The sequence below is a fragment of the Methylobacterium sp. J-088 genome, from assembly GCF_022829295.1.
Taxonomy (GTDB): Bacteria; Pseudomonadota; Alphaproteobacteria; order Rhizobiales; family Beijerinckiaceae; genus Methylobacterium.
Genome location: NZ_JAKSYH010000235.1, coordinates 1 through 22,756, shown reverse-complemented (window position 1 = coordinate 22,756; position 22,756 = coordinate 1). Strand labels below are relative to the sequence as shown.

Here is a 22,756-nt window from a genome sequence, read left to right as displayed (position 1 = left end):
GCCGAGACTTGCGCGGGCCGAGACTTGCGCGGGCCGAGACTTGCGCGGGCCGAGACTTGCGCGGGCCGAGACTTGCGCGGGCCGAGACTTGCGCGGGCCGAGACTTGCGCGGGCCGAGACTTGCGCGGGCCGAGACCTGCGCGGACGACGTCAGGCGAACCGCCGTGCCAGGGCCACGCAAAGCGCGACAGCCGCCGCCGCACCGATCATCGCAGGCTCGATCCGCTCACCCAACACGAGGGCGGCGACGCCGAGCCCCAGGAACGGCTGCAGGAGCTGGAGCTGTCCGATTGCGGCGATCCCACCCCGGGCGAGCGCCCGGTACCAGAACACGAATCCGATCAGCATGCTGAACAGCGCCACGTAGGCGAGCCCCGCCCAGGCCTGCATGGGGATGGACGCGAACGCGTTCGGGCTCAGCATCAGCGCCAGTAGCACGCTCACCGGCAGCGACAGGACCGTAGCCCAGGCGATCACCTGCCAGCCACCGAGCCGCCGCGCCAGGACGCCGCCCTCGGCATAGCCCAGGCCGCAGACCAGGACCGCGGCGAACATCAGGGCATCGCCGGGTCCGGGTGCGCTCCCGAGACCACGCGCGGCAAAGCCGACGGTGATCAGAGCCCCGCAGATCGAGAGCAGCCAGAACGTGGGAGACGGCCGCTCACCGGATCTGAGGGCCCCGAACAAGGCCGTGGCGAGCGGCAGCAGGCCGATGAAAACCGTGCCATGCGCCGCGCTCACGGTCCGCAGGGCCAAGGCCGTGAGCACGGGGAAGCCCACCACCACGCCGGCTGCCACGATCATCAGCGCCGGGATGTCCCGCCCTGGGGGACGCTTCTCTCTGAAGGCCGCGAGAGCCATCGCGCCGGCGAGGCCGGCCAGGGCCGCCCGGGCGGCACTGAGGAACAGCGCATCCATGCCCGTCAGCGCGAGGCGTGTGGCCACCAGCGACGCGCTGAAGATGGAGACGCCGATGAGGCCATCGATCCACGCGCCCGCACCGCCAGGCTGGGCCGCTGTCCTTTGAACCGCCCGTCCCGTCATCCGTCCCTCCCGCTCGCCCCGTCGCAGCGGGGGTGGCATCGCCGGACCGCCCTGGCCAGGGACGATGACGGGTCGAGCGGTCGATCTGTCCCGGGCCGCGAGCAGTACGGTTCACAGCCACCGCGCCGTGCCGGGCTATCGAGGTGGCGCGCGCATCGGCGACGGCCGTCGATCGTTCCATGTTTTCGAGATTAACATTTCTGAGATGTGCCGGAACGATACCGGGCGCTGCGGCTTACCAGCGACCCATTTGGGCTTCTGGAGATACCGATGCGCCGCTTCGTCCTCGCTACCCTCGCCGCCGCAGCTTTGGCCGGCCCGGCCCTCGCCGCCAATGAGGCGCCCAAGACCGTCGCCCCTAAGTTCGAGTCGGTCCCGCAGGACGCGGTCCTGAGCTACAACCTGATCGGTCTCAACATCACCGACGCGCAGAACAGCACGGTCGGCGAGATCAAGGACCTCGTGATCGATCACGACAAGCTCACCGGCTACATCGTCTCGGTCGGCGGCTTCCTCGGGATGGGCGAGCACTACGTCGCCGTCTCGCCGTCGTCGATCGCCCTCGGCTACGATGCCGACGCCAAGAAGTGGAAGGCGATCATCGGCGCCACCAAGGAGCAGCTGAAGGCTGCGCCTGAGTTCAAGTACGACGGCAAGTTCAAGCGCTGATCATTGGAATGCGTCCCCGCCCAAAGACTGGGCGGGGACAACCCGGCACTGCTGGATGATGCAGCGACGGAAACCGCCGGCCGACCAGCTCGAATATGCAGCTCAGATGTGACCGTCGAGCGCTTCGCGCGCCAAGCGCGAAACCAAGGCTTCCCGTCGCGCCTGACGGAGGATGATGCGCGCTGCAGCCCGCGCGTTGGACGCACGGAGTTTGGCCTGTGGCCCGCCCTCCCTGAGGGCACGCGACGCCAGGGCACGAAACCATTTTACGTTGGCCAGCGCCGCGGCACGACGGCTGATCGGACCACCGACATCAAGCGGCTTCTCGAGTGCAACGGACGCCATTGTCTCAATCCTGGACTGCGCACCACCGCTTGTCCGATTTCAAGACAAGAAATGGCAATGCATGGTCACTTGGGCAATAGTGATGCCGCCAATAACTTCATGACGAAACGGAAATTTTCGGCATCCTCGAAACGTGGTAGGCCCGTATTGAGCCGGCTGCCTAACTGACGTGACCGGGTCGCGGCGCGGGAACGCGGTAGCGCGGCCGTGATTGTCCGTTTTGGAACGGCCGGCCGGTTCGTGGCGCCGGACGTCTATGGCGGGGAGGCCCGTGTCGACGATCTTCGATGCTCACACCTTCGCTCTCACCGCGCATGCGGGCCAACTCGACAAGGGTGGCGAACCCTGCATGCGGCACTTGGAGCGCGTTGCAAACGCTGCCCTCGCCCGAGCCGGCCACGCCCGACTCGTCGACGAATTGGATCTCGATCCGATGCAGATTATGCAGGCCGCGTTGCTTCACGATGTGCTGGAGGATACTCCGCGCACGACCTCTGATCTGCGCGTGGCCGGTTTCGCGCCCGCGATCATTCGAACTGTGACGCTGCTCACCAAGCCCGCTGCGCGAATCGCCTACTCGGAGCGAATCGCTACGCTGATCGAGGCGGACGATCTGGCCGCGATCCTCGTGAAGATGTCCGACACCGAGGACAACCTCGTTCCCGCTCGCATCCCGCCCTCCGCATCCTTCCTGCGGGAGCGTTACGCCAGGGCATTCGAGCGGCTTAGGGAAGCGGCAGCCGCGAAAGGCTATACGGGCCGCTGACGTTGGCCTGACCCGGGACGGCCTGTCCCGGACGTCCGTGCGTGGGCCAGGAACAGCCACGCAAAAGTTGGGTTCCCCGGAGAACCGGCGCCGATCTAGCTGCGGCTGCCGGCCCAAAAGGGAGACACGCCATGAAGCTTATGACCCTTGTTCTGGCAGGCCTCGTCGTCGCCGCTGCGCCTGCCCTGGCTGCCGAGAGCGCTGGCGGCACGAGCCGCTCCGGCACGGCCAACAGTACCGGCCCCAACGATGCCGGTTCGGGATCGACCCCGGGCGCGAACGGCAGCGGTCCGTCCACCGGGTCGATGAGCCGTTCCGGGACAACCAACAGCACGGGCGCCAACGATGCCGGCTCCGGATCGAAGCCGGGTCCCTCGGGCCGCTGAGGCCCGCGGAACCGACGCCCGCGGAACGCTCCGCCCGGATGTCCTGGGCGGAGCCGAGGACCGCGCGGTGTCTGTCACTCCAAAGCCGTATATCCGAGATCTTCGCGCTTGCCGATGCTGCCGGCCGGGCTGTGACCATTGGATTGAGACGAACGCCGCCTGAGCTGCAGCCGTCATAACCCCGGCCCTCCGCGCCGCCTGGGCGACCGGTACGGAACGGGTCCTGAAGGTCGAAGGTTCGACCTTCTGAATGCGCTTCAGGGATGATCCATGCTGGTGTTGAAACGGGTCGCATGCCTCGGGCTTCTGATCTGCGGGCTGGCGGCCTGCGACGACAAGCCGGCGCAGAACAACGCGCCGACGAAGCCGGATTCCCAAAAGCTGGAGCCGCAGACCGATCAATCCGCGCCGAACACTCAGAAGCAGTAGCCAGCCTCCGCCCTATTTCGGCGGCTCCTGTCCCCGCGTCGACTGTCAGCGCTCGGTCTTGTCCGGTTCGAAATGGGCGTCGCCGTTCAGGGCGCTGATCATTGGGGTTGCGGCTGCGAAGCCTACGGCTGCCTCCGTCCCCGTGATCACGTCATCGAGCGCGTCGTTGAGGTGAAGCGTGCGATCGACTGCCCTTTGCAGGATCCCGTCCATGGCCCATCTCTGCCGTGGGAGCGCGCCGCCGCGGGAACGGCAGCGCCTCAGGGTTCGCGTGTCATGCGGCTTGCGGTCGTCGTGATCACACGAAGTGCACCGGCAGGGCGCGGTCGAGCATCTCGGCATAGGTGCCGGCCAGGACGGCCACGGTCGCGGCGGCGGCGGCAGCGGCGATGGTGAGGCGGGTGATGACGGTCATTGTCTGTCTCCATCGAGTCCGCGGTTGTGTTCGCGGCGTGTCTCCGATGTAAGCTCAAGCTTTCAGGGCTGACGTGTTCCGGCACACGACCCAGGGGCGACAATCCAGCCCGTCGGCTTCGCCGCAGGTGATGAGACGCGTCGTGCCGATCAGCCCCGCAAGGGCACGCGGTGGGCGATCGACACCTCGGAAGCGCTCAGCAATCGCCGCAGATCGGCTTGGCCGTCCGCTGTCCCGCACGTTCGAGGCGATCCATGGTCGCATCCTGGCCCCGGATCGGTGTTGGGATACTGCGTCGATCGTCATTCCCGGCCGGCGGCATGCTGGCCATGCCATTCAGCCCCGTTGCATCGCCTGAGGCCGAGCGGCCGGCATTCCGCGTCTCGACAATCGCTGATCGGCCAATCGGGCCGGCGCGCAGGGGGGCCCACGAAGCCCTGTCGCGGACGGACGCATCGAGCTGCGCTGCGGGATCGATACCGCCACCTGCGTCGAGGCCGGGTTTCAGAAGCCGTCCGGGCTCATAGCTCGGCGGCAGAGCGCTGTTGGAGATCGCGAGCGGCTCGATACCCGCAGCGTGTGGCCCTGCTGCAGACGTGCCCACGCAAGCACCGAGGGCCGGTGCACAGCAGAACAGGGTGGCGATCCGCAGGGCGACGATGGTGGGCTCCTCAAGGTTCGGGGGCCGACCCCGCCGAGATGATGAAACACCAAGCCGCAGGGCTGAGCCCATTCCGGCTGTCCGTCTGACAGACCAGCGAAAACATTTTTATGCGGAGGGAATGGTGGGCGCACTAGGGTTCGAACCTAGGACCCGCTGATTAAGAGTCAGCTGCTCTACCAACTGAGCTATGCGCCCGATCGCATCTGCGATCCGCCCCGGCGGCCACCAAGTCCGCTGGGGTGGCGGGCTGATACCAACGTGGCCGGGGGCTGTCCACCCCCAGCCGCTCTTTTTCTCATTCCGCCGCTGCATGCTGTGCATGCACGCGCACCGCGTGGGCCGACAGCTTGTTCAGCGCGGACAGATACGCCTTCGCCGAGGCGACCAGCGTGTCCGGGTCGGCGCCGCGGGCCGTGACGCTGCGCTCGCCATCCCGCAGGCGCACCGAGACCTCGGCCTGCGCATCCGTCCCGCCCGTCACCGCGTGGACCTGATAGAGCTCCAGCTGCGCCTGATGCGGCACCAGCGCCGAGATCGCGTTGAAGACCGCATCCACCGGACCGTTGCCGTCCGCTTCCTCGATCCGCATGCCAGTCTCGTCGGCGATGCGGAGCGTCGCCCGCTGCGGGCCGCGGGTGCCGGCGATCACCGACAGGGAGACCAGCCGGATCCGGTCGTGGGCGGTGGCGAGATTCTCATCCACCAGCGCCGCAATATCCTCGTCGTAGACGTGCTTCTTCCGGTCGGCGAGCGCCTTGAACCGCTCGAACGCGTCCTGGAACTGATTGTCGGACAGGTGCAGGCCCAGATCTTCCAGCTTCGAGCGGAAGGCCGCCCGGCCGGAATGCTTGCCCATCACCAACGAGGTCTTGCTCAGACCGACCGAGGCCGGGGTCATGATCTCGTAGGTCTCGGAGTTCTTGAGCATGCCGTCCTGGTGGATGCCGCTCTCATGCGCAAAGGCGTTGCGGCCGACGATCGCCTTGTTGAACTGCACCGGGAAGTTGGTTGCGTGGCTCACGAGCTTCGAGGCGCGGGTCAGCATGGTCGTCTCGACACCGGTCTCGTAGGGCAGCACGTCGGCACGGGTGCGCAACGCCATCACGATCTCTTCAAGCGCCGCATTGCCGGCCCGCTCGCCGATGCCGTTGATCGTGCACTCGACCTGCCGGGCGCCGCCCTCGATCCCGGCCAGCGAGTTGGCGATCGCGAGGCCCAGGTCGTTGTGGCAATGAACCGAGAACACCGCCTTGTCGGCGTTCGGCACGCGCTCGCGCACGTTGGCGAACATGTCGCGATATTCGCCCGGCGTGGCGTAGCCCACCGTGTCGGGCAGGTTGATCGTCGTGGCACCGGCCTTGATGGCGGCTTCGACGCAGCGGCACAGGTAATCAAGCGGTGTGCGGGTCGCGTCCATAGCCGACCATTCCACGTCCTCCACGAGGTCGCGGGCCTGGGCCACGGTCTTGAGGATGATTTCGACCACCTCGTCCTGGCTCTTGCGCATCTGGTGCGCGAGGTGGATCGGCGAGGTCGACACGAAGGTGTGGATCCGCGCGCGCTGGGCGTGCCGCACCGCCTCGCCGGCCCGGGCGATGTCGGCGGGAATCGCGCGGGCAAGGCCCGCGATGGTGGCGCGCTTGGTGCGCTTCGCGATCTCCGACACCGCTTCGAAATCGCCGATCGAGGCGATCGGGAAGCCCGCCTCGATGATGTCGACACCCATCGTGTCGAGCAGTTCGGCCACCGCGAGCTTCTCGTCGAACGTCATGGTGGCGCCGGGGCATTGCTCGCCGTCGCGCAAGGTGGTGTCGAAGATGAGGATGCGGTCGCGGGCGGTGGTGCTGGTCGAAGGGGTCGTCGAGGTCATGGTCTTACCCTGTCGCGGGCCGCCCGGCGTATGGCGCGGCACGGCGTGATGCCCAGGCGGGCGGGTTCGCGAATGTGAGACAATCCCCTGAAGGCCCAGGCGCGCGCGCCCGGACGGCCCTCAGGGGCGGGTAAGCAGAAGCGGAAGGCGAAGCCCGGCGCGGCGCGCACGGAGCCGTTGCACCGTAGCGGCGGTGCGGACGGTCTCGGACGCTGAGCCGGCTCTGGCCAAGGCTCGTCTCTCCTGTCGGCGACCCGCGCGGGACATTCTCACGGCGCGGTGCCGCACGTAGGTAGCCCCGGAACTGCCGGAACACAAGCGAGCCGGCGCGCTCAGGGCGACGCCGCCGCGCCTGTGCAGATCGCCGCCGCAAGATCGTCATAGAACACTATCTGGCAGGCGGCCCAATGCTCGAACTCATCGAGCAGCGTCGGATCCAGCTGCGTCAGCCGCCGATCCTCGGTCCGGAACCAGCCGGCGGCGTCAGCCTCCTGGAGAAGGTTGCCGACATGCGCGCGGGAGACCCCGAACCTGTCCGCCAGGGCGCGTAGGCTCAGCGGCAGCGCCGCGGGGGCATCCGGCACCGTGGCGGCGTAATGGGCGCCGACGATCGCGGCGAGCAGCGGATAGCCGCAATCGCGCGCGGTGAAACTGAAAATCCGCGTAAACGGCTCCGTCAGCATCCCGTGCTGGAGGATGTGGGCGCCCGACCGATAGATCAGCTCGCCGAGGCGGTCGAAGTCGTCGAGCATGGCGGCCCGGCTCGGCCGCCTGCGTGTGAGACGGTCCATGGCGGCGACGAACAGGCGGCCGGGCCGACCGATCTCGGCCACGAGCGGCGGAGTTGCCCGCAAGCACCGCAGCCGTGCATCGTTCGGATCCGCCTCCACCGTCACGAGCCGAGCCGCCTTCAGGGTCGCCACGAAGGCGGCCGTCTGCCGGGCACTCGATCCGACCATGGCCTGGAGCGCCGTGAGAGTGGGCTGGGGGCCGTCACCGCGGCGATGCCGGTAATCGTTGTGGATCAGCATGAACGAGAGGAGATAGCGCCCGGACTGATTGAGCATCTTGTGCGTCGGCCAGGCGATCTCCGACGCTGCGACGACGTCTCGACAGTAAAAAGACAATGATATTTGGAAATTATGGGATATCCGGATCGCTTTTGTTCGTAAAAAGAAGTCCTTGTCCAGCATGTATGGTCGAATGCCCTTGGTATATACGGCTCAACGCTGGCTGATTCGCCGACGTGAGGACCACATCTCCTGCAAAGTTTGGACTCTGCCGGCAGAGTCTGAACGGAATACGAAGCGGAAAGCTCGAATCGGCGTCGATGCCTAGGAAACCCGCCACGTGACGACGGAATCCTTCGCGCCTGAGCCGGTCGAGCCGACGCATCCAGTGGGAGCGACCTCCGTGTGCGATCAGCATCAGTCTCTTTTTTCCCGCCGCCGCCTGCTGATGGCGGCCGCGTTCGGCACGCTCGCCGCCGCATCGGCCGTCAGGCCTGCTGAGGCGATCGGCGAGGCGTCGCGGCCGAACGCGATCGGCCCCGATGAGGCTCTCGCTCGCCTGATCGCGGGTAATGCCCGCTACGTCGCCAACGCACCGACCAGCAAGGATTTCTCAGTCGGCCGGGCCGCGCGCGCCGCCGCGCAACATCCGATCGCCTGCATCGTGGGATGCGCCGACGCGCGCGTCGCCCCGGACTTCGTGTTCGATCAGGGGCCCGGCGACCTGTTCGTCGTCCGGGTCGCCGGCAACTTCGTCAGCACGGATGGCCTGGCCAGCCTCGAATACGGGGTGCAGGTGCTCGGCGCCCCGCTGATCGTCGTGCTCGGCCATTCCGATTGCGGGGCCGTGAAGGCAACGATCGACGTCATGAAGACGAACGCCGTGCTTCCGGGCCACTTGCCGACGCTGATCGACGCGATCCGCCCGGCGGTCAACCTCGCCGAGAAGGCGCGGGCGCCCGATCCTCTTGCCGAGGCCATCGCGCAGAACGTCCGGCACAGCGTGCAGCGCCTGGAACAGGCCGGGCCGATCATCGCGGAGGCCGTCACCCGCAAGCATGTGAAGGTGGTGGGCGGCTTCTACGACATCGCCACCGGCAAGGTCGCGCTGCTCTGAACGCCTTGCCAATGGCGGTCCCGCCTCGATAAAGCCCGCCGGCACGTCGAGACAGAATCCGCGAGACCGCCATGGCCAGCTACAAGCTCCTGCTCCTCCCCGGCGACGGGATCGGCCCGGAGGTCGCGGGCGGCATGCAGGTCGTGCTGGACGCGCTGAAGGAGACCGGGCTCGCCACCTTCGAGACCGAGACCGACCTCGTGGGCGGCTGTGCGCTCGACGCTCACGGCCTTCCGATCTCGGACGAGACGATGGCGCGCGCCAAGGCCGCCGATGCGATCCTGCTCGGTGCGGTCGGCGGCCCGAAATGGGCAGGCGTTTCTTACGAGAACCGTCCCGAAGCCGGCCTTTTGCGCCTGCGCAAGGATCTCGACCTGTTCGCCAATCTGCGCCCGGCGATCTGCTACCCGGCATTGGCCGAGGCCTCCGCGCTGAAGCGCGAGCTGGTCGAGGGCCTCGACATCATGATCGTCCGCGAGCTGACCGGCGGCGTCTATTTCGGCGAGCCGAAGGAGATCACCACGTTGCCGGACGGCTCCAAGCGTGCCGTGGACACCCAGGTCTACACGACCGGTGAGATCGAGCGGATCGCCCGCGTCGCCTTCGACCTCGCAGGCAAGCGCTCGGGCCGGGTGGCCTCGGCCGAGAAGCACAACGTGATGAAGTCCGGCGTGCTCTGGAAGGAGGTCGTCACCAAGCTCCAGGCCGAGCATTATGCTGATATCCAGCTCGAGCACATCCTGGCCGACAATTGCGCCATGCAGCTCGTGCGCCGGCCGAAGCAGTTCGACGTCCTAGTGACCGACAACCTGTTCGGCGACGTGCTGTCCGATCTTGCCGCGATGCTTACCGGGTCGCTCGGCATGCTACCCTCGGCCTCGCTCGGCGCGGTCGATGACAGCGGCCTGCGCCGGGCGCTCTACGAGCCGTGCCACGGTTCGGCGCCGGACATCGCAGGCCAGGACAAGGCCAACCCGATCGCGATGATCGGCTCGTTGACCATGTGCCTGCGCTATTCCTTCGGCCTCGGCGACGCCGCCGACGCCCTGGACGGCGCCATCACCGACGCCCTCGCGGGCGGTGCACGTACCGCCGACATCGCCGGCGAGGGCACGAACCCGATGAGCACGCGCGCGATGGCGGCTGCGGTCGCCGATGCCTTGCGAGCCCGCGTGGGCTGAAAGCGCGCGGGGCCGATCCCCGTCTTTGCGAGCGTAGCAATCTGGTGTCGCGTCAGGCTCGCAATGTCGTGCTGCCCCGGGTCGCTTCGCTCGTGATGACGGAGGCGGCTGCTTCGACCGAATGTCGGGTCAGATGGCAGCGGCTCGGAGGAGCGCCCATCCCCAACCGCGTGTTTCGACGCATGGCGGTTGGGGCCGACCTTCGCTAAGACCCGGCGATTGAGGAATGGGAGCGTCATGACGGTCGAAGACGGGGCATCCGAGCGCGCGAGCGCGGATTTCGGCTTCGAGCGCGTGGCGCTCGACGAGAAGCAGGAGCGCGTCGACAGCGTCTTCCACTCGGTGGCCCGCCGCTACGACATCATGAACGACCTGATGTCGGCAGGGCTGCACCGGGCCTGGAAGGCCCAGCTCGTCTCGATGCTGCGGCCGCCGCAGAATCGCGCCTTCGCCCATCTCGACGTGGCCGGCGGGACCGGAGACGTGGCGTTCCGGGTGCTCGCCGCGGGCGGCCCGCGCACCCGTGTGACGGTCCTCGACATCAACGAATCGATGCTGCGTGTCGGCGCCGAGCGGGCACGGGAGCGCAAGGTCGACGAGGCCGGCGACCGAATCGCCTTCGTGACCGGCAATGCAGAGACCCTGCCGCTGCCGGACGCGACTTTCGATGCGTACACGATCGCCTTCGGCATCCGGAACGTGCCGCGGATCGAGACCGCGCTCGCGGAGGCGCGGCGGGTCCTCAAGCCCGGCGGGCGGTTCCTGTGCCTGGAATTTTCCGCCGTCGACATCCCACTGCTCGACCGGATCTACGACGCCTATTCGTTCAACGTGATCCCGCGGATCGGCGCCCGGGTCGCGGGCGATGCCGATTCGTATCGCTATCTCGTCGAGTCGATCCGGAAGTTCCCGACGCGCGGCGCCTTCGCCGGCATGATCGAGCGCGCCGGCTTCCGCCACGTCACCGACCGGGCGCTCACCGGCGGGATCGTGGCGATCCATTCGGGCTGGAAGGTCTCCTGATTTTGGTCCCCAAGCGCGCGCTCCCTCCCCCCTCTGCGGGGGAGGGTGGGCCCCGAAGGGGGTCGGGAGAGGGGAGCGAGGGTCCACGACAGGGCTGTGGCCTTCATGAAGCCCGCGGGCATTCCGGGACCCGGGCTCCCCTCTCCCGACCCTCGCTGATGCGAGGGCCACCCTCCCCCGCAGAGGGGGGAGGGAAAGTGCAACCATGATCAGCGCCGCCATCAACCTCTTCCGCGGCGCCCGGGTCGGCTTCGTGCTGGCCCGCGAGGGGGCGCTCGCCTTCGCCGATCCGACGGAGATGCCGTCGCACCTGCGGGTGGCCCTTCGGATCGGGCGCCTGCTCGAGAAGCCCGGGCGCAGCGATGGCGCGGTCGGGTTGTCGGCGGCGCTGACCCGGCTGGGCCCGTCTTACGTGAAATTCGGCCAGTTCCTGGCGACGCGGCCCGACATCGTCGGCATGCGCGCGGCCTTCGACCTTGAGAAACTGCAGGACCGGGTCCCGCCCTTCCCCCAGGAGATTGCCCTGCGTGTGGTCGAGGCAGCGCTCGGCAAGCCGGTCGACCAGCTGTTCGTATCGTTCAGCGAACCAATCGCGGCCGCCTCGATCGCCCAGGTCCACAAGGCGATCGTGCAGGACGCTGACGGCACCCAGCGCGCCCTCGCCGTGAAGGTCATGCGGCCCGGTGTGCGCGAGCGTTTCAATCGCGATCTTGAGGTCATGCGCTTCATGGCCCGGGTGGTCCACGCCCTGTCCCCACAGGCCGAGCGCCTGCGCCCGCGGGAGGTGGTCGAAATCCTGGCCCGCTCCGTGATGATGGAGATGGATTTCCGCCTGGAGGCGGCGGCGGCCTCGGAACTCGCGCAGAACACGAAGGACGACGCCGATTTCCGCGTTCCCAAGCCCGAATGGGAGCTGACCGCCCGCGAGGTGCTCTCGGCGGAATGGATCGAGGGGACGCGCCTGCACAGCGCTGCCGACCTCGCCGCGAAGGGCCACGATCCGCAGGCGATCGGCCGGACCGTGATCCAGAGCTTCCTCCGGCAGGCGATCCGCGACGGATTCTTTCACGCCGACATGCACCAGGGCAACCTGCTGGTCGATGCCGAGGGCCGGCTGGTGGCGGTGGATTTCGGGATCATGGGCCGGCTGGGGCACAACGAGCGCCGGTTCCTGGCCGAGATCCTGCTCGGCTTCATCCTGCGCGACTATCGCCGGGTGGCGAAGGTGCATTTCGAGGCCGGCTACGTGCCGTCCCACCATTCCGTCGAGGATTTCGCGCAGGCGATCCGGGCGATCGGGGAGCCGATCCACCAGCGTCGGGCCGACGAGATCTCGATGGCCAAGGTGCTGACGCTCCTGTTCGACATCACCGCCCTGTTCGACATGAGCACCCGCACCGAACTGGTGATGCTTCAAAAGACCATGGTGGTGGTCGAAGGCGTCGCCCGCTCGCTGGATCCGCGCCTAGACATGTGGACCACGGCCGAGCCGGTGGTGCGCGCCTGGATCGCCCGCAACATGGGGCCGGTCGGGCGCGCCCAGAGCGGACTTGAGGCCCTGCGCGTGGTCTCGGATGTCGTGAGCGACATTCCCGATCTCGCGATGCGGCTGAAGCGCGTGCTGGTCCGCTTGGACGAGGCCGGCACGGGCGATGCCCGCCGGCTGGAAGGGTTTGCCCGGGATGAGCGCCAGCGGGCGATCTGGTCGACCCTGGCGCTCTGGGGCATCGCGATCGGCGCGCTGGTGCTGGCGTTCCGGGGTCTCTGACGGAGCACCGTTCAGGCCGCGTCGGCCTGGGACGGCATCAGCCCGCGCAGGGCGCTCACCAGTTCACCGAGCCCTGTCGTGCCCTTGGCCAGGACCCGATCCGCTTGACCGGCCAAGCGGCGCCGGTCCTCCGCGGTGATGTCCTTGGCGGTGAGCACCACCACCGGCACGTCGCGCCATTCCGGGCGCTCCCGCAGCTGGCGCAGGAAGGTGAAGCCGTCTATCTCCGGCATCATCAGATCGAGGAGGATCAGCCCGGGCCGCTCCCCCGCCATCCGGTCCAGAGCGTGGACACCGTTCTCGGCTTCGCGAACGGGAAAGCCTTCGCGCTGAAGGTAGGCGCAGATATGTGCGCGGACATCGGCTTCGTCCTCCACCACGAGGATCGGGCCCTCGCCCCCGGCGGGCCGGAACCGGTCGACGATCTGGCGCAGGTTGCCCCAATCGATCGGCTTCTGGATGTAGTCTGTCGCGCCCAGCGAAAACGCGAAATTCTGCTCGTCGAGAATCGTCACCATCACGATGGGCGTCGACCCGATCTCCGGGTCGGCCCGCAGCGCCCGCAGGACGTCCCACCCGTCCATCTGCGGCATGGTCACGTCGAGGAGCACCGCCCGCGGACGCAGGGTGCGGGCGAGTTCGAGCCCGCGCCGCCCGTCCTCGGCGACCATCACCGTGAACCCTTCGCGCTCGAGGAATCGGGCGAGGAGGTCGCGCGTCGCCGCATCATCGTCGATCACCAGAATGGTGTTGCGATCAGCGACCACGCTGGCAACCTCGTTCGGGGCCGCCATCTGCGCATTCGGAGCCTGCAGCGGCAGGGTCAACGTGAAGGTGGTGCCCACGCCCTCGCGGCTCTCCACCGTGATCGCGCCGCCGAGCATCTCGGCGAAGGCCCGCGTGATGGCGAGGCCGAGACCGGTGCCGCCGAACCGGCGCGTGGTCGAGGCGTCGGCCTGGATGAAGCGCTCGAACAGCTTGCCCACCTGCTCGGCATTCATGCCGATGCCGGTGTCGGCGACGGCGAAACGCAGCGTATCCCCGGCCCGCGCGACCGCCAGGGTGATACGGCCGTTCTCGGTGAATTTTGCGGCGTTGCTGAGCAGGTTGATGAGGCACTGGCGCAGCTTGGTGACGTCGGTATGGGCCTTGCCCAGGTCGTCGGCCAGATCGAGATCGAGGGTGTTGCCCTTCTTGCCGATCAGGCCATCCACGGTCGTGGCAACCTCTCGCACCACCGTGGCTACGTCGAACTCTTCCGCAAAGATCTCGACTCGGTCGGCCTCGATCTTCGAGATGTCAAGCACGTCGTTGATCAGGCCGAGGAGGTGCCGCGCATTGGATTCGATCTTCTTCATGTCGGAGATCAGCCCGGCCTCGCCGAGATCTTCGAGCTCCTCCTGCACCATCTCGGAATAGCCGATCACGGCGGAGAGCGGCGTCCGCAGCTCGTGGCTCATATTGGCAAGGAACTGGCTCTTGGCCGTGTTGGCCGCCTCGGCGGCCGCGCGGGCCGCTTCGATCGCGGCTTCGGCCTCCTTGCGCTCGGTGATGTCGGTATGCGTGCCGACCCACTCGCGCAGGGTGCCGTCCGATTCCACGATCGGGACGGCGCGCACGCTCATGTGCCGGTAGCCACCAGAGGCTGTGCGGATCCTGTGTTCCGTCACATAGAGGTCGCGAGTCGCCACCGCCTCCGCCCAAGCGGCCCGGGTGTGCTCCCGATCCTCGGGATGGACGGCGTCGAGGAAGCCGAGGCCGGCATAGGCGGCTTCGTCCTGCCCGGTGAAGGTGATCCAGGCCGTTTGACGACGCTGAAGGCTTCCCTCCGGATTGGCTGTCCAGACGATCGCCGCGCTGGCCTCGATCAGGGAGCGGAAGCGCTCCTCGCTCCGGCGCAGCCGAGACTCCGCGAGGTAGCGGATGGTTTCGTCGACCACGACGAGGCCGACGCCTTCGACATCCTGGCTCTCCGGCCCGGCCGTGGCCTGTGCACCGCGCAGCGGGTAGAAGCTCATCGAGAACTGGCGCAGGCCGCCCGGCGCCGAAGGCGTCGGCACCGCAACCGGAACATCGGGCGAGACCAGCCCGTCCTTGAGCGCGGCGGCCAGCTTCGGTGCCAGCTCCTCACGCAGGGTCGGCAGCATCGCCCAGATCGGAGCACCGAGATCGGCGCCGAAACCGCGCTCGCTCATCGTGGCCAATGCCCGGTTCATGTGCCGGATCTGAAGGTCGCGGTCGAGGAAGCCGAGTCCCACGGGTGCGTTCGCCAGCACGCCGTCGAGGAGCCGCGACATGCGCAGCGATTCCTGGCGTCGCACCAGTGCGAGGCGCGCGAGCAAGCCGATCGCTCCGAGCGCGGCCGCGCCCGACAGCAAGAACAGGATCAGCCCGCGGCGCTTCGTACGGATCTGGAGGTCGGCGAGCGTTTCGGCCGCCACCGCCTGCCGGGCGGCTGCCTCCATGCGGATCGCGTCCATCTGGCGTTTGCCCTCGCCGGTCCGGACGAGGTCGGTGGCCGCGTCGAAACCCTGGTCGCGCCGTGCCGCGATCACCCGCGCGGCGAAGTCCCGCTTCTGGGCGATCAGGCCCGCCAGCGACGGGCCCCCGGCCCGAACCGGCTCCTGCGCGGCTGCGCCGAGGGAGGCCAGCTCCGCCTCGATTTTGGGAAGAGCCGCCGTGTAGGGCGTCAGGTACTCGTCGCTGCCGACCAGCACGTATCCACGTTCGGAGGTCTCAAGGTCCTTCACCTCGGAGATCAGGCGTTCGACATCGGCGATGACGGCGTTGGCCCGCGCCGTTGCTGTCCGGTCGGCCTCCCCGGCCAGGTAGTTCGCCGTCCCGGCCGCGATGGCGACCAAGAGGAGGATGAAGGCCGCGGGCGAGCCGAGGAGCGCGCCCAGCTTTCCGGCGCCGCGCCAGTTGCGCCGCCGCAGGCGGAAGATCGAACCGACTCTCGGACGCGCGCTCATGTCTCGACCAGTCCCGTGCTCGCGCCGGATGCTTCAGAATCGGGCTTGCCGTGCGGCAGGGCGAGGTATTCCCGCGAGCGCATCTCGATCAGGCGGGAGACGGTCCGGTCGAACTCGAAGGCCTCCCGACCGGCCTCGGCGGTGTAGAGATCCTGCGCCTCGGCCGCCGCCGAGGCCACGAGCTTCACGTGCCGGTCGTAGAGCGTGTCGATGAGCGTGATGAAGCGCTTGGCCTCGTTGCGCTCCGCCTCGGCCATCACCGGGATCCCGTCGAGGATGATTGTGTGAAAGGCGCGGGCCAGCGCCATGTAGTCGGACGCGCCCAGGGGCTGGCGGCAGAGGTCGTCGAAGCCGAAGCGCGCCACGCCGCCCGCCGCCTCGGGGATCGCGACGTCCCGCCCATGGACCGCCACGGTCGCCGGCTGGCCCTTCGCCTTGCCGGTCAGGCCCTTGAAGGCGGCGTCGAGGGCCGCGCGGGCCTCGGGACCGGCCGGCACGTGGTACACGGCCGCCCCACCGAGCTTTTCCAGGCGGAAATCGGTGCGCGAATCGAGGCGTAGCACATCCACGCGCTCCTTCAGCGTTGCGATGAAGGGCAGGAACAGCGCCCGGTTGAGGCCGCCCTCGTAAAGCCGGTCCGGCTCGACGTTGGAGGTCGCCACCACCGTCACACCGCGCCGGAACAGGTGACCGAACAGCCGGCCCAGCATCATCGCGTCGGCGATGTCGGTGACCGTGAACTCGTCGAAGCACAGGAGCGTGGCTTCGTCGGCGAGCTGATCGGCCACCGGCCCGATCGGATCGTCGCCCTTGGCGGTTCCGGCTTTCACGGCCTGGCGATGGGCATGGATCCGCTCGTGCGCGTCGGCCATGAAGCCGTGGAAATGGACCCGCCGCTTCGGCTCCGGTGCCGCTTCATGGAACAGATCCATCAGCATGGTCTTGCCGCGCCCGACCGAGCCCCAGATGTAGAGCCCGCGGGGTATCTCGGCCTCGTCCTTTCGGCGGAACAGCCAGCCGAGCGCGCTCGACTTGCTGGCGCGTTTGCGGCGCTGGAGGTCCTGGACAAGCCGGTCGAGGGCGCGGACGAGCCGGGCCTGCGCTGGATCCCGCTCGATGGCACCCGTGGTAACGAGGGTCTCGTAGCGCTCGTGTACCGGCCCGGGTGAAACGGCTCCGGCGCGCGCCTCCGGCGATGGCGTGATATGCAGGCCGGATCTGTCGTTCACGCCGCTGGTCCCTTGCAGCCCGCCGCTCCGCCGATCACGCGCGCCATGTCCGCGTCGACGGCGACAGACCGGGCCTCCCCTGTGCCGGGGAAGTTCAACCTGAATCAAGCCCACGATGCGCGTCCGGAGAGCGCAAGCGCTGGGATTGCCAGCCTTTCGCGAGTCAGCGCATGGCAGCCGCGCGAGCAGGCATTCGGCAGTCTGCCGCATTGCACAATGAAACCCCGAATGCGACATCAGCCGCGGTTCTCGGGAGGGACGTCCGGATTTCTGCGCGTAAGCGCTTAGACCGGAGGCCCATCATGGCCACTTTAGCGCGTGACGAACCGGTCCGCACCGTACGGCGCCTATGGCCGGCGGACCGAAATGCGGTTCTCGACTACTTCCTCCGCCTGGATCCCGAGACCCGGGCCAGCCGCTTCATGGGCAATGTCAGCGAGGCCGGCGTCCGCGCCTACGCCGAGCAAGCCATCAAGGCCGACGGCATGATGTACGCCGCTTTCGTGGACGGCGTGCTTCGCGGGCTCGGCGAACTCCGGCCGATGGGGCCGTGCCCGTCCCGCTTCGTGCTGGGCCCCCGGGCGGAAGCGGCATTCGCCGTCGAACTGGCGTTCCGCCGCCGCGGCCTCGGCGCCGATCTGTTCGCGCGGATCGCCCGTGCGGCGCGCCACCGCGGCGTCGTCGACCTGCACGTGCGCTGCCTGTCCGGGAACGGTCCGATGCTGCGGCTCGCGGCGAAGCACGGAGCGGCGCTCCAGTATGCCGGCAGCGAGATCGACGGGGCCCTCCATCTCGAGCGACCGACGCCGTTCTCGCTCTGGTACGAAGGCATCGGCGAGGCGTTCGACTTCAGCCTGGCGGTCAGCTTTCCGAACCGGACCGGCGCGACAACCTGAGGCGCCGGCTCGCGCTTCGACCGCGCAGCGCCTATCCGACGGTGTCGCCCACCAGCGCGAAGGTCAGGAGATCGACGGAGGCGGCCCCGCCGCGCAGGAGCGCGCGGGCTGCGGCATTGCCGGTCGCGCCGGTCGTCGTGACGTCATCGACCAGCAGCACCCGGCGCCCGCGGATCCGATGGGCTTCGGCGGGCGGTACCCGGAATGCGCCGCTCAGGTTCTCGGCCCGTGCCACCCGGCTCAGTCCGACCTGGGAGCGTGTCGCTCGGACACGTTCGAGGGCCGCCGGGACAAAGGGACGTTCCGCATCAACCGCGATCGCCTGGGCCAGCAGGGCCGCTTGGTTGAAGCGGCGGCGCCAGAGGCGGGCCCGATGGAGCGGTACCGGCACGAAGCATTCGGCTTCGGCGATCAGGCCTCGACCACTGGCCGACATCATCCGAGCCATCACCTTCGCGAGGTCGAGACGATCCTCGTATTTCAGGCGATGCACGAGGCGCCGCGCGACCGAATCGTAGAGGGCAACCGCCCGGCACCGGCCGAAGACCGGCGGCTCGGCGATGGCGCGGGGCGAGAGCAGCGGCCCGATTCCCAGATCCACCGCGAACGGCGTCCCGTAGCGCTGGCAGACCGGTTCCTCGATCAGGCGCAGGCCCGACCAGCAACTCGAGCAAAGGGCCCCGGGATCGGCCGTCGCTGCGCCGCACCCTGAGCATGCGGGCGGGTAGATCAACGACAAAGCCCCGCGCGGAATCCCGCGCAGGGCTGTGGCAACCGTCCGGATCGCCGACATCACACGTCCGGATCGATCAGCTTGGTGTCACTGAGCCGAGACGGGCCGTGCCTGCGGGGCCATCTGCTGCTGGTCCTGGCGGGCCTGGGCATTGGCACGGTGGCGGCCGAGGGCGCAGCCGGCGGCGGCGCCGACCAAGCCGTGATGGCCGGCGTAATGGCCGGCGATGCCGCCGACGATCGCGCCCTTGATGCAGCCCTTCGCCTCTGCACCGCCCGCGGCGGTGAGGGCGGCGAGGGCCACGGCGGCTCCGATGAGCGTGCGCTTCATGAGGGTTGCTCCCTGTCAATCTCGGCCATATGGCCAGCTGCAGCAGGAACGGCAGGGCCCCTCAGTCGTTCCGCCATGCGGCCGCGGCTCACGAATCTGTGCTGTACCGGCGGCATCATGCGTCCCGGGTGCTGGCGCGAGGCTGTCGTGAGCGCCATGTGCGCCGGATGGATCTGACCGCCACCCTGTTCGACACTCTCATCGCCCGGCAGCGGCTCACCCGCGCCGTCCGAAGCGGCTATGCCGGCTTCCTCCTCGACCGCCTGACCGAGGATCTGGACGACCGCCTCGGCGCCGTGTTGCGCAGCTTTGCGACCGTGCTGGACCTCGCCACCCCGATCCCGGCCGCCGGACCTATCCTCGCGCGCCGGTATCCGCAGGCGCAGCATGTCCGGCTTGCGCCGCTGCCAGAGCCGCGCGGCAACCGGATCGTCGGCGATCCGGAGCTGCTGCCGCTCGCACCCGACAGTTTCGACCTCGCGGTCTCGCTTCTCGCCCTCCACGGTGTGAACGATCTTCCCGGGACCCTGATCCAGCTTCGCCGGGCCCTGCGGCCGGACGGCCTGTTCGTCGGATGCCTCCTGGGCGGCGCCACACTCAAGGAGCTGCGCCAGAGCTTCGGGCAGGCAGAGAGCGAGGTCGAGGGCGGGATCAGCCCCCGGGTCGCCCCGTTCGCGGCCGTGCGCGAGGCGGGTGCTCTGCTGCAGCGGGCGGGTTTCGCGCTTCCGGTCGCCGATACCGACACCCTGACGGTGCGCTACGCCGATCCGTTCAGCCTGATGCGGGACCTGCGCGCCATGGGCATGACCAACGTCCTCACCGAGCGGCGGCGGACTCCGCTGCGCCGGGCGACGCTCTTGCGGGCTGCGGAGATCTATGCGGCGCGCTTCGCGGACCCGGACGGGCGCGTGCGGGCAACCTTCGAGGTGCTGTGGCTTTCGGGCTGGGTGCCGCATGCCAGCCAGCAGAAGCCACTGCGGCCGGGCAGCGCCAAGTCACGCCTCGCCGACGCTCTCGGAACGATCGAGTTGAAACCGGAGGCACCAGAAGCGCCATGAAGACGCCCGGACCCGACCATCCGATCACCGTCACCCCGGAGCCGCGCCGCGTCCGCGTCATCGTGGCCGGCACGGTCGTGGCGGACACGCGCGACGCCCTGCGGCTGGAGGAAGCGCGATATCCCCCGGTCTTCTACGTTCCGCGCCGCGATACGCTCGCAGACGCCTTCGTGCCGTCGGCGCGCACCAGCCACTGCCCGTACAAGGGCGACGCTGGCTACTTCGATCTCTCGGTCGCCGGGACTCGGCGTCCCGATGCGGTGTGGAGTTACGTGGCGCCCTACCCGGCTGTCGAGGCGATCCGCGAGCACGTGGCGTTCTATCCGGATCGGGTCGACGCCATCGAGGTCGTTGACTGATCGACCCGCCGGTCGGAGCGACTAGGTGCGGACCAAGCTCCAGAAGCCGTGTTTGCGGCCGTGGTCGCGTTTCAGCTTCGCGCGGTAGCCTGCAGGGTCCGGCTCGATCACATCGGCCTCAAGCCTCTCCGCCAAGCCGTCGAGTTCCGCAAGATAACGCGCGGCGTGCGGGTAGGCCGGGCTGCGGCCGTAATCGAGGATCCCGTCGATCAGGCGTCGATACAGGATCGTGGCGGCCAGAGGATGGTCCTGGGCCAGCACGTCGGCAGCCGGAGCCAGGATATTGTACTGCAAGGCTCCGTTCCACACCGTCGGATGATCCGTCACCAGACGGGCGGCGCGTCGTAGATCCGGCCACGTGGTCAGGAACGCGAGGGCCCGGTGCCGATCCGGAAAAGCGCCGGCGTGGTCCAGCGCCCGGTGCAGCGCCTCCTCGTCCTCGAAATCGGGCAGCTTGGCGAGGAAGCTGCGCAGCATGGGGGCGTCGAGCTCCTGTTCGAAGCGGCCCCACCGCAGATTTTGCGCCTCCGCAATCCGGCCGAGTGCGTCGAGGATCTCGATCTCGACCACCAGCCGCTCGCGCTCTGGAACGCGCGGGTCGAAGTTTGCGATCAGGTCTGCCCGTGTGGTCGTGCGGCGTGCGTTGGGCTCCTGCTTGCGCCGGATCCAATCGAGCGCTTCCTGCGCGCGGCCCAGGCCGAGCAGACGTTTGGCGATCTCTGTCCGGTTCTCGGACCCGGGCGCGATCTGGCTCTCGAGCGCCACGTAGGCCTCGGAATCACCGCGGCGGTCGGCGATGGCCTGACGCAGGCGCAGGATCTCCGTCTTGTTGTCCAGCCGGTATGCGGCTGCGCGCTTCTGCCCGTGGCCGGTCTCGGGACGCGCGACCGCTTCGGCGAGTCGCCCGTCGATCTCCGCGAGGGAGTCCACCGGCAGGACCGACACGGTCTCGCCCAGGAGGGCGCCGAGCGGCCCGAACGGATCGTCGGTGAACGGGCGCACGAGGCCCAGTGCGACGCGCGACGCGGCTTCGGGCGGCAACGCGCCCGCGATCTCGACGTAGGCCGCGGAGGCGCGCTCGAAGATGCCCTGAATCGCACCGTTGCCGTCGTCCACCCGGTCGAGCACGAGGTCGGCGGCTTCGAGGAACCGGCGGAGCCGGTCGAGGGCGGCGCCGGGATCGAGGGGCCGGAGCTCGTTCACGATCACCGTGACGACGGCGCTGAGGTCGGCCGCGAAGGCCCGGCGCTTCTGCCAATCGATGTAGCTCCGCGCGCCTTCGAGCGCCGTCAGCCGCCGGTCGACGATCGCGGCAACGGCCTCCGGCCCCTGGAGCGAAGCGAGCGCCGCACTGACCAGCTTCTTGAAGCCGGGATTGCGCGCCGTCTCGCCCAGGATGAGGCCGATCAGGCGGTCGAGGCCAAGCGCCGCCAGGCTCTCGGGCGATGGCGTGGTGCGCCGCGTGCCCTTCGGCAGGGGCGTCTTCGAAGGCACCGTGGAAGGCACCGGGGAAGACACCTTGGAAGACACCTTGGAAGGCGCCTTGGGAGGCGCCTCCGGCTTCACCGTTCGCGTTCGCGCCACGACCACTCCTGTGGATGCGCACGTATCCGCATGGCCGCCGCGCGGTTCTACTCGACGACCTTGGCGCGCGGCCGGTCGCTGCCCTGGGCGGTCTCGTCGTGCCAGCCGCCGGCCTGATCCTGATAGCGGATCCCCTCGGTCGAACCCGGCACCTGCTGCTCGGCCGCCGCGGCCTGGGCCGCCTGAAGCGCCTCCTCCCGGCTCGGGAAGGTCTCGGAGAATACGTCGCCGACCTTGTAGGCGAAGCCACCGTCGTGCTCGACGATGCGATAGGTAACCTCAGACATCACGCCTCCTGTACGCGCCCATGATCGTTGAGCGCGAACCCGCCGGACGCGCCACGGTTCCAGCGCGTGCCCGGCACCGGCCTCCGATCCGCCGGAAAGTCGCGCTAGGGCGGTGCGATCCCGGTTGGCCCAAGATGACGATGCAGTTCCGAACGATCCTTGCCCTCACACTTCTCCTGGCCGCGCGGCCGGCCAGCGCCGAGGAGGGGTTCTTCGACACGCTGTTCGGCGGCTCCTCGCGGGGGGCACCGCCCAACCCCTTTGCGTCGAACTTCCCGTCGGCCCCGCCGACGGCGGACGAGGTCCGGGCCGAGCGCCACAGGCGGGCCGGACGCGGTGAGCGCGGGACTCAGGCCGCGCCGCTGCCCCCGGGCCGCGTCCCCGAGGAATGAAGCTCAGAGCGCTCTCCGCCGAAGTGGACGTCGGTTCGGCGCAAGAGAGCGCATCAATACGAAGACTTAGAGCCGTGCTCGATAGCAACGCGCACGGTACACGACTCACAAGGCTGGGAGGCGTTTTGGGCATCGATTGGCCCAGAGGGTCGCTGCGCTTTGAGGGGCATTGAGGAGATCGCCGCGTAGGGCATCGAGGCCGGTGCGGAACCAGGATTTCCCGCGCCGC

General features: G+C 68.6%; 23 protein-coding genes and 1 tRNA gene. 12 read left to right on the top strand and 12 right to left on the bottom strand.

Features of this window, described 5'->3' with window-relative positions:
- Positions 1-150 precede the first annotated feature (150 nt).
- Complete coding sequence (locus MKK63_RS25780) at positions 151-1,044, bottom strand: DMT family transporter (protein WP_244006699.1); 894 nt, start codon at positions 1,042-1,044, stop codon at positions 151-153.
- 270 nt (positions 1,045-1,314) lie between these two features.
- On the opposite strand from MKK63_RS25780, the gene MKK63_RS25775 reads away from it, so the two are divergent.
- Entirely contained in the window at positions 1,315-1,713 is a 399-nt protein-coding gene (locus tag MKK63_RS25775) for a PRC-barrel domain-containing protein (protein ID WP_244006697.1), read from the top strand.
- Positions 1,714-1,815: 102 nt separating this feature from the next.
- On the opposite strand, the gene MKK63_RS25770 is transcribed toward MKK63_RS25775, so the two are convergent.
- The gene (locus MKK63_RS25770; protein ID WP_244006695.1) at positions 1,816-2,058 is read right to left on the bottom strand and encodes a hypothetical protein; all 243 of its coding nucleotides are present in this window, start codon (positions 2,056-2,058) and stop codon (positions 1,816-1,818) included.
- A 271-nt stretch (positions 2,059-2,329) separates the two neighbouring features.
- Here MKK63_RS25770 and MKK63_RS25765 point away from each other — a divergent pair, with 271 nt between their 5' ends.
- From MKK63_RS25765 to MKK63_RS25755, 3 genes are all read left to right on the top strand, one after another.
- Positions 2,330-2,824 (top strand): phosphohydrolase, encoded by a 495-nt coding sequence (locus MKK63_RS25765; protein ID WP_244006693.1) that lies wholly within the window; start codon positions 2,330-2,332, stop codon positions 2,822-2,824.
- A 131-nt stretch (positions 2,825-2,955) separates the two neighbouring features.
- Positions 2,956-3,210: a hypothetical protein gene (locus MKK63_RS25760; protein WP_244006691.1), complete on the top strand. Its 255-nt coding sequence runs from the start codon at positions 2,956-2,958 to the stop codon at positions 3,208-3,210.
- 270 nt (positions 3,211-3,480) lie between these two features.
- A complete protein-coding gene (locus MKK63_RS25755) occupies positions 3,481-3,639 on the top strand; it encodes a hypothetical protein (protein ID WP_244006689.1) in 159 nt (52 codons plus the stop codon).
- A 45-nt stretch (positions 3,640-3,684) separates the two neighbouring features.
- Here the strand turns inward: MKK63_RS25755 and MKK63_RS25750 are convergent, their stop codons facing one another.
- From MKK63_RS25750 to MKK63_RS25735, 4 genes are all read right to left on the bottom strand, one after another.
- Complete coding sequence (locus MKK63_RS25750) at positions 3,685-3,852, bottom strand: hypothetical protein (protein ID WP_244006686.1); 168 nt, start codon at positions 3,850-3,852, stop codon at positions 3,685-3,687.
- A 985-nt stretch (positions 3,853-4,837) separates the two neighbouring features.
- A tRNA-Lys gene (locus MKK63_RS25745) sits at positions 4,838-4,913 on the bottom strand.
- Between the two features lie 100 nt (positions 4,914-5,013).
- Positions 5,014-6,588, bottom strand: coding sequence for a 2-isopropylmalate synthase (locus tag MKK63_RS25740; RefSeq protein WP_244006684.1), 1,575 nt, complete (start codon positions 6,586-6,588; stop codon positions 5,014-5,016).
- A gap of 332 nt (positions 6,589-6,920) precedes the next feature.
- A complete protein-coding gene (locus tag MKK63_RS25735) occupies positions 6,921-7,655 on the bottom strand; it encodes a hypothetical protein (protein WP_244006683.1) in 735 nt (244 codons plus the stop codon).
- Between the two features lie 346 nt (positions 7,656-8,001).
- Here MKK63_RS25735 and MKK63_RS25730 point away from each other — a divergent pair, with 346 nt between their 5' ends.
- The 4 genes from MKK63_RS25730 (at position 8,002) to ubiB (ending at position 12,687) form a co-directional block, all read left to right on the top strand.
- Positions 8,002-8,715, top strand: a complete 714-nt coding sequence (locus MKK63_RS25730; RefSeq protein ID WP_244006701.1) for a carbonic anhydrase — start codon at positions 8,002-8,004, stop codon at positions 8,713-8,715.
- A gap of 71 nt (positions 8,716-8,786) precedes the next feature.
- Positions 8,787-9,896, top strand: a complete 1,110-nt coding sequence (leuB, locus tag MKK63_RS25725) for a 3-isopropylmalate dehydrogenase (protein WP_244006682.1) — start codon at positions 8,787-8,789, stop codon at positions 9,894-9,896.
- Between the two features lie 237 nt (positions 9,897-10,133).
- Positions 10,134-10,919, top strand: a complete 786-nt coding sequence (ubiE, locus tag MKK63_RS25720) for a bifunctional demethylmenaquinone methyltransferase/2-methoxy-6-polyprenyl-1,4-benzoquinol methylase UbiE (RefSeq protein ID WP_244006681.1) — start codon at positions 10,134-10,136, stop codon at positions 10,917-10,919.
- Positions 10,920-11,124: 205 nt separating this feature from the next.
- On the top strand, positions 11,125-12,687 hold the full coding sequence (gene ubiB / locus MKK63_RS25715; protein ID WP_244006680.1) for a 2-polyprenylphenol 6-hydroxylase: 1,563 nt from the start codon (positions 11,125-11,127) through the stop codon (positions 12,685-12,687).
- 11 nt (positions 12,688-12,698) lie between these two features.
- Here ubiB and MKK63_RS25710 read toward each other — a convergent pair whose 3' ends face one another.
- On the bottom strand, positions 12,699-15,659 hold the full coding sequence (locus MKK63_RS25710; RefSeq protein WP_244006678.1) for a response regulator: 2,961 nt from the start codon (positions 15,657-15,659) through the stop codon (positions 12,699-12,701).
- Complete coding sequence (gene zapE, locus MKK63_RS25705) at positions 15,656-16,888, bottom strand: cell division protein ZapE (protein ID WP_244006677.1); 1,233 nt, start codon at positions 16,886-16,888, stop codon at positions 15,656-15,658. Before zapE ends, MKK63_RS25710 begins: the two co-directional genes overlap by 4 nt.
- Before the next feature lie 302 nt (positions 16,889-17,190).
- On the opposite strand from zapE, the gene MKK63_RS25700 reads away from it, so the two are divergent.
- Positions 17,191-17,784, top strand: coding sequence for a GNAT family N-acetyltransferase (locus tag MKK63_RS25700; RefSeq protein WP_244006676.1), 594 nt, complete (start codon positions 17,191-17,193; stop codon positions 17,782-17,784).
- A gap of 31 nt (positions 17,785-17,815) precedes the next feature.
- On the opposite strand, the gene MKK63_RS25695 is transcribed toward MKK63_RS25700, so the two are convergent.
- Both MKK63_RS25695 and MKK63_RS25690 read right to left on the bottom strand, forming a co-directional pair.
- Positions 17,816-18,577: a ComF family protein gene (locus tag MKK63_RS25695; protein WP_244006675.1), complete on the bottom strand. Its 762-nt coding sequence runs from the start codon at positions 18,575-18,577 to the stop codon at positions 17,816-17,818.
- A gap of 27 nt (positions 18,578-18,604) precedes the next feature.
- Complete coding sequence (locus MKK63_RS25690) at positions 18,605-18,847, bottom strand: hypothetical protein (RefSeq protein WP_244006674.1); 243 nt, start codon at positions 18,845-18,847, stop codon at positions 18,605-18,607.
- 167 nt (positions 18,848-19,014) lie between these two features.
- On the opposite strand from MKK63_RS25690, the gene MKK63_RS25685 reads away from it, so the two are divergent.
- Both MKK63_RS25685 and MKK63_RS25680 read left to right on the top strand, forming a co-directional pair.
- The gene (locus MKK63_RS25685) at positions 19,015-19,905 is read left to right on the top strand and encodes a methyltransferase domain-containing protein (protein WP_244006672.1); all 891 of its coding nucleotides are present in this window, start codon (positions 19,015-19,017) and stop codon (positions 19,903-19,905) included.
- On the top strand, positions 19,902-20,264 hold the full coding sequence (locus tag MKK63_RS25680) for a DUF427 domain-containing protein (RefSeq protein ID WP_244006669.1): 363 nt from the start codon (positions 19,902-19,904) through the stop codon (positions 20,262-20,264). The genes MKK63_RS25685 and MKK63_RS25680 overlap by 4 nt, the downstream gene beginning before the upstream one ends.
- A gap of 21 nt (positions 20,265-20,285) precedes the next feature.
- On the opposite strand, the gene MKK63_RS25675 is transcribed toward MKK63_RS25680, so the two are convergent.
- Complete coding sequence (locus tag MKK63_RS25675) at positions 20,286-21,758, bottom strand: DUF6880 family protein (RefSeq protein WP_244006667.1); 1,473 nt, start codon at positions 21,756-21,758, stop codon at positions 20,286-20,288.
- A gap of 137 nt (positions 21,759-21,895) precedes the next feature.
- A complete protein-coding gene (locus tag MKK63_RS25670; RefSeq protein ID WP_243996681.1) occupies positions 21,896-22,135 on the bottom strand; it encodes a hypothetical protein in 240 nt (79 codons plus the stop codon).
- 134 nt (positions 22,136-22,269) lie between these two features.
- Here MKK63_RS25670 and MKK63_RS25665 point away from each other — a divergent pair, with 134 nt between their 5' ends.
- The gene (locus tag MKK63_RS25665; RefSeq protein WP_244006664.1) at positions 22,270-22,527 is read left to right on the top strand and encodes a hypothetical protein; all 258 of its coding nucleotides are present in this window, start codon (positions 22,270-22,272) and stop codon (positions 22,525-22,527) included.
- Positions 22,528-22,756 lie beyond the last annotated feature (229 nt).

Excerpts from the sequence above, each read along its gene's own strand:
- MKK63_RS25750 (WP_244006686.1), bottom strand. The coding sequence starts at position 3,852 with ATGGACGGGATCCTGCAAAGGGCAGTCGATCGCACGCTTCACCTCAAC.
- MKK63_RS25690 (WP_244006674.1), bottom strand. The coding sequence starts at position 18,847 with ATGAAGCGCACGCTCATCGGAGCCGCCGTGGCCCTCGCCGCCCTCACC.
- MKK63_RS25740 (WP_244006684.1), bottom strand. The coding sequence starts at position 6,588 with ATGACCTCGACGACCCCTTCGACCAGCACCACCGCCCGCGACCGCATC.
- ubiB (WP_244006680.1), top strand. The coding sequence starts at position 11,125 with ATGATCAGCGCCGCCATCAACCTCTTCCGCGGCGCCCGGGTCGGCTTC.
- MKK63_RS25680 (WP_244006669.1), top strand. The coding sequence starts at position 19,902 with ATGAAGACGCCCGGACCCGACCATCCGATCACCGTCACCCCGGAGCCG.
- ubiE (WP_244006681.1), top strand. The coding sequence starts at position 10,134 with ATGACGGTCGAAGACGGGGCATCCGAGCGCGCGAGCGCGGATTTCGGC.
- MKK63_RS25775 (WP_244006697.1), top strand. The coding sequence starts at position 1,315 with ATGCGCCGCTTCGTCCTCGCTACCCTCGCCGCCGCAGCTTTGGCCGGC.
- leuB (WP_244006682.1), top strand. The coding sequence starts at position 8,787 with ATGGCCAGCTACAAGCTCCTGCTCCTCCCCGGCGACGGGATCGGCCCG.
- MKK63_RS25735 (WP_244006683.1), bottom strand. The coding sequence starts at position 7,655 with ATGCTCAATCAGTCCGGGCGCTATCTCCTCTCGTTCATGCTGATCCAC.
- MKK63_RS25670 (WP_243996681.1), bottom strand. The coding sequence starts at position 22,135 with ATGTCTGAGGTTACCTATCGCATCGTCGAGCACGACGGTGGCTTCGCC.
- MKK63_RS25760 (WP_244006691.1), top strand. The coding sequence starts at position 2,956 with ATGAAGCTTATGACCCTTGTTCTGGCAGGCCTCGTCGTCGCCGCTGCG.
- MKK63_RS25770 (WP_244006695.1), bottom strand. The coding sequence starts at position 2,058 with ATGGCGTCCGTTGCACTCGAGAAGCCGCTTGATGTCGGTGGTCCGATC.
- MKK63_RS25665 (WP_244006664.1), top strand. The coding sequence starts at position 22,270 with ATGACGATGCAGTTCCGAACGATCCTTGCCCTCACACTTCTCCTGGCC.
- MKK63_RS25695 (WP_244006675.1), bottom strand. The coding sequence starts at position 18,577 with ATGTCGGCGATCCGGACGGTTGCCACAGCCCTGCGCGGGATTCCGCGC.
- MKK63_RS25700 (WP_244006676.1), top strand. The coding sequence starts at position 17,191 with ATGGCCACTTTAGCGCGTGACGAACCGGTCCGCACCGTACGGCGCCTA.
- MKK63_RS25710 (WP_244006678.1), bottom strand. The coding sequence starts at position 15,659 with ATGAGCGCGCGTCCGAGAGTCGGTTCGATCTTCCGCCTGCGGCGGCGC.
- MKK63_RS25755 (WP_244006689.1), top strand. The coding sequence starts at position 3,481 with ATGCTGGTGTTGAAACGGGTCGCATGCCTCGGGCTTCTGATCTGCGGG.
- MKK63_RS25780 (WP_244006699.1), bottom strand. The coding sequence starts at position 1,044 with ATGACGGGACGGGCGGTTCAAAGGACAGCGGCCCAGCCTGGCGGTGCG.
- MKK63_RS25685 (WP_244006672.1), top strand. The coding sequence starts at position 19,015 with ATGGATCTGACCGCCACCCTGTTCGACACTCTCATCGCCCGGCAGCGG.